General features: G+C 44.9%; 7 protein-coding genes. 4 read left to right on the top strand and 3 right to left on the bottom strand.

The features are described from left to right. Window positions 1-44: 44 nt before the first annotated feature. Complete coding sequence (locus tag GX089_13425) at window positions 45-344, top strand: hypothetical protein (GenBank protein NLP03491.1); 300 nt, start codon at window positions 45-47, stop codon at window positions 342-344. Window positions 345-360: 16 nt separating this feature from the next. Here GX089_13425 and GX089_13420 read toward each other — a convergent pair whose 3' ends face one another. Further along, window positions 361-3192 (bottom strand): hypothetical protein, encoded by a 2832-nt coding sequence (locus GX089_13420; GenBank protein ID NLP03490.1) that lies wholly within the window; start codon window positions 3190-3192, stop codon window positions 361-363. A gap of 485 nt (window positions 3193-3677) precedes the next feature. Here GX089_13420 and fliD point away from each other — a divergent pair, with 485 nt between their 5' ends. The 3 genes from fliD to GX089_13405 are packed head-to-tail and all read left to right on the top strand — an operon-like array spanning window position 3678 to window position 6430. Next, window positions 3678-5636: a flagellar filament capping protein FliD gene (gene fliD / locus GX089_13415; protein NLP03489.1), complete on the top strand. Its 1959-nt coding sequence runs from the start codon at window positions 3678-3680 to the stop codon at window positions 5634-5636. 12 nt (window positions 5637-5648) lie between these two features. Further along, complete coding sequence (gene fliS / locus GX089_13410; GenBank protein NLP03488.1) at window positions 5649-6068, top strand: flagellar export chaperone FliS; 420 nt, start codon at window positions 5649-5651, stop codon at window positions 6066-6068. After that, a complete protein-coding gene (locus tag GX089_13405) occupies window positions 6065-6430 on the top strand; it encodes a hypothetical protein (GenBank protein NLP03487.1) in 366 nt (121 codons plus the stop codon). Before fliS ends, GX089_13405 begins: the two co-directional genes overlap by 4 nt. Here the strand turns inward: GX089_13405 and GX089_13400 are convergent. Both GX089_13400 and GX089_13395 read right to left on the bottom strand, forming a co-directional pair. After that, window positions 6406-7725, bottom strand: coding sequence for a histidine--tRNA ligase (locus GX089_13400; GenBank protein NLP03486.1), 1320 nt, complete (start codon window positions 7723-7725; stop codon window positions 6406-6408). The two genes, GX089_13405 and GX089_13400, sit on opposite strands and share 25 nt — an antisense overlap. A gap of 188 nt (window positions 7726-7913) precedes the next feature. Further along, on the bottom strand, window positions 7914-10211 hold the full coding sequence (locus tag GX089_13395) for a hypothetical protein (protein NLP03485.1): 2298 nt from the start codon (window positions 10209-10211) through the stop codon (window positions 7914-7916).

Genomic DNA, 10211 nt, shown 5'->3' with positions numbered 1-10211 from the left:
GGGTATGGAAACTCCAGCGAAACCTGGTTCTGGAGCTTGCGAAAATGTATGGTAATGATTTATCCACCACCAGAAACCAGTTGTTAGGTTGCCTTCTCCGCCATTCCACTGCCCAGATCGTAAAGGAGCTGTTCTGTAACAACAGCAAGCCGAAATTTTCACGCATATTCCTTAAGCGCGGCACAGAACATGTTCTCAAAGGAGTTGGGCCTGGAGTGATTAAACAGGGTGGTTTTTTTCAACGCTCTATCCCTTTGCTTGGTTCTGTGCTGGCAGGAGTATATGCTTACATTGATACTCAAAAGGTTGGCCGTGCTGCTCTCAGGCAGATACGCGGCCGCTGAAACCAAACTGCAGGCGTTATTCAGGTTTTTCAACGCGGATCCACTTACCGGGAATTCTTCCCCTGATCTGTGGATTATGCATCGCTTCCACTGATATGGCAGGCAGGTAAAACTCTCCGATGTAACTTGCCTTTAACAGCACCCGGAATGCTTTCTTCTCATCTTTTTTCAGATCAAAACAGGTATACACATGATTGTCATCGATCTTTCTGAATTCATACCTGTTAGAATCATCAGGATCTGGCTGTGTTTTGTGAATTTCCCATCCTGAGCAGACAGGCTGATTCAGCACAATCCTGTGATAATCGCTGCTGCCGGTGTTTTTCACTGAAATAACTGCTTCCAGGTTCTGCCCCTGGCTGAGCCTCTCGATGTTCAGTGGATTGCCGGCCAGGTCTTCATAATCCGCCTGCAGTAACAAGCCATTCGATTCAGAGTTTTCATTCCAGACCTGTGGAGTGCCTTCCAGGATCAATCGAGGGTAGATGGGAGTTTGACCGCTGTTTTCCAACCGCAAAGTCAGCAGTGACTCATCTGATATTTCCAGAGGTATGCGGAGGATCGGTTTGGATGTTAAGCAACTTTTTTCGGACTTTCCACTGCATGAATAGATGAAACTCATTTCAGCGGTTCCGCTGGATACTCCGGCATGTCTGGCAAGAGATGAGATCGCCCAGGCAACAGCCTGGGGGCTGAGCTGCTTTTTATCATCACTCAATTCAATTGAGATCTCCCGCACCAGATTCCAGCTTTTTTCCAATTGATGCAAAATCAGTAACGATTCCAGAATCAATGCTTTATCACGCAGATCCGTGCCATAGGTGAATATCTGTTCTGAATATGGAGAAATTGTCAAAGATGCATTTCTGGCCAATTCACTAGCGATTTCAGGAAGTCCTGCGAGATGGTAAGCAGCAGCAATACACCATGTTTCTGTTGTCCCCAAGCCTTTCAACCCGCGGATCCTATCCATCGAAACCAGATCCGGGTTTCCTGAGAGGGCAAGTGTGAAGAGCCTGTACGATTGGATCAGTTCAGATCTCTGTTGTCCGGCAACCCAGGAGCGGCTCATCTTCTTTTGATACTCTTTCCATCGTTCGAATAAATTTTGAGGCAGTTTATACCCGATGGTTCTTGCCTCAGCCAGAAAATGTCCAGCAAAGCTGGAGAACCACTCATCTTCAGAAGTATCCTCAGCCCAGAATCCAAAGCCTCCAGTGCTGGTCTGGAAAGCACTCAGTTTTTCAATAGTCGTTATTATATGTTTCTTGTTCTCAGCAATGGATTCAGGGGATAGATGAAGCAGATTGCTGATTTTAAGCAGAGGAAAAGCTGTGGACAAGTGCTGCTCCAGGCTTCCTGGTTTTAAATTAACCAGTTGGTCCAGCCTTCTGCTTATTTTGAGATAAGGCACTCTGGAGACCTCAAGCTCTGCTCTGTTGGTTTTGGTTCTGCCAGGCAAAGGCATGCTGATTTCCAGAGTGTTTTCCGGTAACAGTGTGGTGTCCACTGTTTCAGTTATCAGTTCGAGTTTTCTTATTTTGATCTTATGCTTTTCTTCTGATCTGTCCTTTACTGCAGAGGTTTTTATTGCTATCGAAGCTATTCCGGCTTCTGCTGCTTCCAGTTCAAACGGGATGATCTCGATGCCAGTTTTTCTGAAATAGGCATGTTTGGTACTGCTTCCTCTGAGCAACACCGGTTTGTCGGCAGTGACATCAACAGATACTTTTCTGATTCCCGGGTCTGAGGAAAGGATGGAAACCGGGAGGAAGTACTTTTCTCCTGTGGAAAGTATTCCGGGCAGAATAGAATTCGTAATTACAGGTTTTGTTACTGTTATTGTCTTTTCTGCTCTTCCAAAGACACCCTGGTTTGCTGCTGTAAGAATCAATCTGATCGTACCGGAATATCTGGGAATATCGAGTTCATGAATGTTGATCTTGTTTTTCTGAAGCTCAAATGGCCCCAGAAATTTCACTAATGGTGGAAAGAGGCCTGCTTGCAGAGCTCTTCTGATTATATTGCTGTCATTTCCCAGTACAGTATCACATAATTGTTTCCAGGGATCGGGAGTTAAAAAACGGGCTGGGTAGAGTAGTTTCTCATCGACCAGTGCAAGAGTGTATGTCATACTCTTTTTATCTTTTTCTCTGATTTTTATTTGCACCTTTTTTTCCGGGAGAAGAACCTGCGGAGATTCAATCACCGGATTCAGTTTAAGGCCGGAATCTGCAGTAAATATGTTTGTGTCCGGTTTAATCCCCATTTCTTCCATGATAGAGTCTGATCTTTCTGATGTATTCATGCGGTTGATAAAAGGGGTTGTTTTAAAGGACAGATTTTTCTGGAAAGTAAAATCTCCGGTTTTAACACTGGCAATCCAGGTTCCTTCCTGAAAAGAGGGGAGGGTTGCTATTTTAAAGCAGAAGAAACCGTTAAGGCCATGTTGTACTCTAAAGGATTTTACAAGCTTTTTCTGAGGATCATACAAGTCGAGAGAAACCGGAGATTGTTCCGGAAGACGTCTGAAGGGGTCGTAAGAGGCAAATGTGAGAAAGATGCTGTCTCCCGGACAGTACAACCCCCGATCACTGTAAATGAATCCTTTTGGACTGTGAGGATCCGCTTCCTGAGACATTGAGACATTAGAGTTTGTGAGATCTATTGTCTCATTGATCAAAGAATCGGAAGATGTGTCAAAGGAAACGGGTTCGGTTACAGCGGAATCGTTTGATTTTGTAATGTTTGCCGGTGTCCCGGAATCCCGGGCTCTCTTTTCCTGGCATCCTGAAAAAAGCAGAAGAAACAGACAGAGCAACAGAGAGAGAGAAGATCTGGGAATCACAGTTTCCCTCCTGTTAGATTGTTTCGGGGATCAGATGTGGAGAAAGTATGCAGCGAAAGTTAATGATAATATAATTGCTACAGATGGCAGTAGGTATTGAAATGCGCTGTTATTTTCAGAGTGATTTAAAGTCGGACCGACATCTGTAATTCTTTTGCTGACTCAACAGTTTCCTCAGAGTTGAGATAACCACTTAATCGGTTAAGTGTTTAGTTCATCTCCGGGGTGAATCAATGATTTAAACTGTTAAGTTGATGATTCTTATCAGAATTAATCTGTTCAGACAACGCATTCGAATTAGAACCTCCTATTCCATTTTTACTGATTCTGAACACATTTGGTGCTGACTCCGGGTCCTCCGGTAGCTGCATCGAAACAGTTAAACAGGGTTTATCTATTATAATATGGATATTTCTATTAAGTTCTTTTTTACATATGCCGATACTAATAAAAGAACCGGAAGATTTTTTCTTTAAGGAGCTTTTATGGGAATCTCAATCAACGGACCATCTGGCATAGATACCCAGTATATTATTGATTCTCTGGTCAGCATCGAGCGAGAGAAAGTCACCAAAGTTGAAAAGGAAAAGTCTGCTTATCAGGTAAAGATAAATGCTTATTCAAAGCTCAAATCCTATCTGACAGAACTGCGCTCCAAGGCAACAGCTCTTGGAAAGATCAGTTCTTTTGATCTCTTTACTACTACCAGTACTAATGAAAAAGCGGTTACGCTCAAAGGTGGAACAGGGTCTGTCGATTCACAGCACGATATAAAAGTATTTCAGCTTGCCACAAATGAGAAGATGATCAGTGCCGATAACCGGATTTCTGATCAGAATGCATCACTCTCCAGTCTGGGGATTGGTGTAGGAACCATTAGCATCGACGGAGTTGAGATCACTGTTACAGACACAGACACGATTCAGGATCTCAGAATGAAGATCAACAGTGCTGTGGATGGATCGGGTAAAAAGCTTGATGTGACTGCATCTGTGCTCAAAATTTCCGATACCAACTATCGTCTTGTACTGACATCGAAGAATTCTGGCAGTGAAGGAATTGAATACAAGGATATTTCCGGCAGCACACTGCAGGATCTTGGTATCATATTGACAGCAGACGGAGACAAGGGAAACTCACAACAGGTTTTGACTTCAGCCGGAGATGCACTTTCCGCTTTTAACGGACTCGGGGTCGGAGAATCAGTACAGTTTACGGGTAAAGACCGGGAAGGCAGAGAAGTAACCGGTATTTTTGTGAAAACTGCTTCCAGCACTGCAGATGATTTCCTGAAAGAGATAGTTGCAGCCTACCATGGCATGGTTAACGCATCTTTCGATGAGTCCGGGAATCTGGTAATTGAGGATAAGGTGACTGGAAAGTCAGCTCTGAGTATGAGTTCACTTACCATCGGTTCGACTTCTTTGACAATGGAGACAACCACTATCGGTGTTGATGGTGTCGGAGTACTTTCTGCAGGCAGGGATGCTTATTTCAGTGTAGATAATATAAACATGAGTTCTTCGACCAATTCCGCGAGCGGGTTTGTTACCGGAGCAACTTTTGAGTTTCATGCTGTTTCATTGGAAAATGTCACAGTATCCATGACCAGGGATCTGGACGGGATCAAGAAAAAATTCCAGGAACTGATTGACGCTTTCAATGCCATTGTTCGTTTCTCGAAAGAGAGCACAAAACTGGCCGATCCCAAAGATGAGAAAAGCAAAGGTGGTGATCTGGCCGGTGACACAACAATCAAGTCGATAGTAAGTCAGATCAGATCCTATTTTCAGCAGAGTTTTAATCTGCTTGGGGGTACCTATACTAACTTTTCCATGGTGGGACTTAAGACCGATACTACTTCGGGTGAGTATGTACTGGACGAGGAGGCCTTCAAGAAGGCTCTTGAGACAAACCTTGACGAAGTGATAAGGCTTTTTTCTACCACTGGTGTCTCTGAGAACACCGGTGTCACATTGGGTCGCAGTACTAAGGATACTACCAGCGGCAAGTATGTAATTGAAGAAGTGGATGATATGCACTTGCGTATTCGGTTGGAAGGCAGCAGCGAGTGGTTTATCTCCGATGCAAGGGAAGGTGATATAATTACCTTTTCTGACGGACCGGTGAAAGGTCTCTCTCTTACAGCGCCTTCAGGGACACTGAGCACATCAACAGTATTTACTTTTCAAAAAGGGCTATCCGAATTACTGGAGCTTGAGATCAACAAGCTTACAGACTCCAGGGATGGGTTGGTTTCGATGCGTCAGGAATCCTGGAGAAAGAACATACAGTACTCAGATGATCGTATACTTAAGCTGGAGGACAGGATTGAAAAATACCGCTTGCGCCTGGTACGGCAATTCAGCGATATGGAACAAGCAATGAGTCGGCTTCAATCACAGAGCTCAAATTTGCTCAATGCACTGAGTGCACTTCAATAAGGGAGGTTGTCCATGAAGCAGGGTTACACAGCGTACAAAAGTGCCAACATAGATACAGCGGATCAGGGAAAACTGATTCTGATTACCTATGATGTGGCCATAAAGCACGGCAAGCTTGCTTTGGAGATCTTCGATGACCACAAACAGCTTGAGCAGCGTACAAAGCATCTTTTCAAGATGCAGGATGCCATAACTGAGCTTTTAAGTGCACTGCGGCTTGATGTAGGTGATGTGGCAAAGAATCTGTACAGGCTTTACGACTACATGCTGCGCTCTATCGTAGATGCGAATATCAAAAACAATCGCAACAAAGTAGTGGAAGTTCTAGGATATCTGGAGAGCCTCAGGGAAGCCTGGACAGAGGCTATCCTGAAAGTAAAGCAGCAGTCTTCTCCACAGGTACAGTTGGACAGCGTGGGGATCTCCGGATGAAAGCGAATACAACTGCTCAGAGCCTGGAAAAATTACAGAGCCTGTATGCATCTGTAAAATCTGTTACTGAGAATCTTCTTGCTGATTTTTCTGATGAGAAGCTGACGGAATCTCTCTCAGAAAGGGCAAAGCTGTTAGATCAGATCAGCAGAGAAGAGCAGAATGTCAATGGTGCGCTGTCCAGGCCGGAATTTATCGATATCAAAAGTAAAATCAGAAACCTCATATTGAGCATCACTGAGTTGGATAAAGCGGTTTCCCTTAGAATCAAAGCGGAGATGGAAGAGGTACAGTCCGAACTGACGCGTCTATCTTCAAAGTCAAATGCGGCGCTGGCCTATTCTGTACACCGGAGAACCTGATGATCTCCTGTGCCCAGTCTGCACTCCAGTTCTGTAAAAAGTGATTCTATATTCAGAGTTTCCTCATTACCACTCAGCATATTCTTAATTCTTACCTTTCCGGCTTTACCCTCTTCACCGCCAAGAAAAACGGTGTAGATCGAACGAGCTGCATTTGCGATTTTGAGTTGTTTGCTGATGGCAGTGGTTTTAAACGGAAATTCACAGGAGATACCCTTTGAGCGGATCCTTGATGCAACTGAGATAATTTCTTCTGTTGAGGTTCCCTCAAATGCTGCAAGAAACACTTTACTTCTGGGCGGCTGAGCCGGGGCAAGATTGCAGCTTTTCAGCAATTCCCCAAGTACAACATCACCAGCAGCGAATCCAACTGCAGGAGTAGGGGGGCCACCATATAGCTGGACCAGTTTGTCATATCTTCCTCCACCCGCGATTGCCCGCATGTTCTTCTTGACATCCAGAAGCTCGAAGACTGTTCCGGTGTAATAGGCAAGTCCCCGTACAATACCTATGTCAAACAGGGCATAATCGGACAAACCGTAGTAACCAAGAAGATCAAAGAGTCTGTAGAGATTATCCATGGCTGGAGTGGCACCACAGGTTTTTTCCAGTTGAGAGATTGACTGTGCATTGAAGATATCTTCTATTCTGTTTCTTGTATTACTGTCGGGGATTACCTCAGTAAGCTGCTTTTGAAATTCCTCATCAGGAATTTTGCTTTTTCTGTCAAGGAGCGCGTACAGAGAACCGAAATTGATTTTGTCGAGACCTGCAATTGTAAACAAATCTTCCAGAAGCGTGCGGCTGGAGATTCTCACTTTAAAATCATTGGATGTAAGCCCGAAATCCCGCATCATATCGATGGCTGCTGCAATAAGTTCCGCGTCAGCTTCTGTTTCCGGGCTGCCTAGAATATCCATATTGAGCTGAAAAAACTCACGGAGTCGTCCCTTCTGCATTTTCTCGTATCTGAAAAGTCTAGGTATGGAATACCAGCGTACAGGGCGTTTGAGATTGTTTCCTTTTGCGGCTACCATGCGTGCCACAGAAGGTGTCAATTCAGGACGAAGAGCAAGCAGGCGTTCTGCTTTGTCCTTGAAAACGTAGAGCTGTTTTTCGATTTCATCACCTGATTTCTGGGTGTAGATTTCCAGGTGTTCAAACATGGGAGCATCGCACATCTCAAACCCGTACCGACGGCAGGTTTTGTGCCATTTGCCGAAAATATACTGCTGAAAAGCCATATCTTCCGGGTAAAAATCCCGGGTCCCTTTGGGGCCTGCTGGAACAGACATCAGTTCTCCTTTTCACTTACCGATCAATAGAGTGATAAAATACATTCTATAAATTCATTATGCACCTTTCTTCAGGTGACAGGTTGTAACGGTTAACAGTTTAAAATATCAGATTTCGGGTGAAAAAAAAGCCCGGCAGAATGATATCTTCTGCCGGGCCGTATAAATTACCGAAGAGGTAGAGCTGTTTACTCGCTGATACCTTCTTCTTCAAGCTGCTTCTTGAGATCTTCCAGTTCTTTATCGATCTTCTGTTCTTCTTTCTGGAACTGCTCAACAGTGGACTGCTGCTTGAGCTGTCCTGCCAGTTTCTGGGCTTTGGCCAGCGCATAGTCCACGTCTTCTTTTACAGCTTCAAGGTTTCTTGCGAAGAAAGATGCTCTTGCAAACTGGTCAGAGTACTTGATGAACTCATCGATCTTGCTCTTGTAGTTTTTCTGATGGGTTTCAAGGCTGTCGACCTGTTTGACAATTTTATCGGACTGCCGGGATGAACCAAGATCATAAGCCACTCTTGCCAGTTCGGTATAGAGTTGTCTTGTCTGATCATGCTCCTGCGCTTTCTGGGAAAGCTCTGCCTCTGATGGTGGCTGGAAGTTATCCAGAGACAGAGATGCACCTTCAAGGAGGCTGGCGGCATTAGTATAGTTTCTCTGCATCATGTGTGCATAAGCCTGAAGCAGTGCACCTTCGGCTTTGAGTACAGGGCTGGAGCCGATTGTTGCCAATTCGGAGCCTGCTGCCAGACAGTCGCTCCATTGTCTCGCTTTCAGACCGGTCCAGGCCAGACCTAGAAGAGCATCCATGTAGTAGAAGCTTGTTTTAGGAACGCTTCTCAGCGCTGTAACAGCTTTGGCCAGAGGTCCTTCCTGCTTTGTGAGTTCTTCGTAGAAGATATAACCGAGGAAGACATAGGAGCGATTTACGATCTCCTGCTGAGCCTTGGTTGTTGTCTGTGCCTGAATGCAGTTTTCCAGGTAAGAAATGGCACTTTCTATATTATCTGCTGCGGCTTCAGAGATTGCGGCAGAGTGCTGAGCGAAAACATAATCCGGGTGGGTTTCAGGGATCAGGTCAAAGATCTGTTTTGCTTTAGAGGGATTACCCTTGAGGATCTCTGTCTGTCCCATCAAGTAGTAGCCGTGAAACTTGATAGAGTCCGGAACTCCCAGCTTGTTCAATTCATTGAACTGACTTTCCACAGCCGGGAAATTACCATTTCTGTAATGAATTCTCATCAATCCCAGGTCAGAAAACGGAACTGCTGCGCTGCGAGCATACTCCTGTCTTGTCTTTTGATAGGCTTCTTCTGCAGTTGTGCGCATGTCCATCTGTTCCTGGCAGCTTCCAATGAAGTAGCTTACCCAGTCGTTTTTGAAGAAGTCTGGATATTCTCCGAATAGCTGACTGAAAAGGAAGAAAGCATCCCAGTAGTTGCCGGCATTGTATTCCTGAAGCGCTTTTATGTAAAGATCGTTTGGAGCTAGGTTAGCCATTTTGGCCATTTTTCTGGCATAGATTTCTTCTCTGTGTTTGCCGAAATCACCGCGTAAATACAATGTGTGAGTAAAAGTCTCATCCTGTGGCATTGTGATATACTGGTAGATGAAAGACAAGTCACGTCCGTTGTTGACAGATGGCATATTGATTCCACCGGCGAATCCCCAGAACCCCAGGCCATCATCGGAAAAGCCGAACAGCCCATAGAGGTTGAACATGCGGATTACCCAGAATCCTAGTCTCACGTTCAAATCCCATTCCATTTCGACTTTGCTGGTATCGAAGAGGGCTGATGCCACACCGATGTCTTTAAGTGTAAAATCGACGGCGCTTTCTATGCGTTTTTCCCAGTAATGAGAGATGAGATTGGCTCTCAATGAGCGGGAGTATTGCTCGAATGGCTGAATGAAAAAAGTAAAGATATTCTGTACAGCAAGACCCAGCAGGTGGTTACCGATGACAGGGTTGTTGAAAAGTCGGTAAGTAAGACCAGCGTCCACACCAAAGCCGATCTTAGTGGGATCATCGGAGAAACCCACAATGGCACCGTTGATGTTGGCGCCGACTGTCAGTCCTGAAAGGAGGTTATTGGCATAGGTGAGATAAAACATGGTATTGTTAAAATCCAGAGTTCCAAGCGGGTTGTATCTGTCATCGGTCATGTTGACCTCTCCGCTTTGCTGCATCAGAGCAGTAATACCCACCGATTGGTACAGACCGATAGGGAGGACAAATCCAAGTTCATGGAGTCTGAAGGCTCTCAGGGTTGATGCAAAGGCATACTTTCCTGAAAAATAGTTTTCCTCATTTATCAACGCGGGGTTGGTAAGCGGGGAGCGGGATGCAAACATGTAGTTCCACCGCTGAGTAATAAGGTACTCAGCAGGTAAACCATCGGCAAGGAGAGAAAATATTTCTCCTGTTCCGAAGATAAAAGTAAAGATCAAGAATATCTTGATGGAAAGTCGACTTACAGGTCTTATCAT

Source organism: Fibrobacter sp. (assembly GCA_012523595.1).
GTDB lineage: Bacteria > Fibrobacterota > Chitinivibrionia > Chitinivibrionales > Chitinispirillaceae > JAAYIG01.
This window is presented reverse-complemented; position numbering and strand designations above follow the sequence as displayed.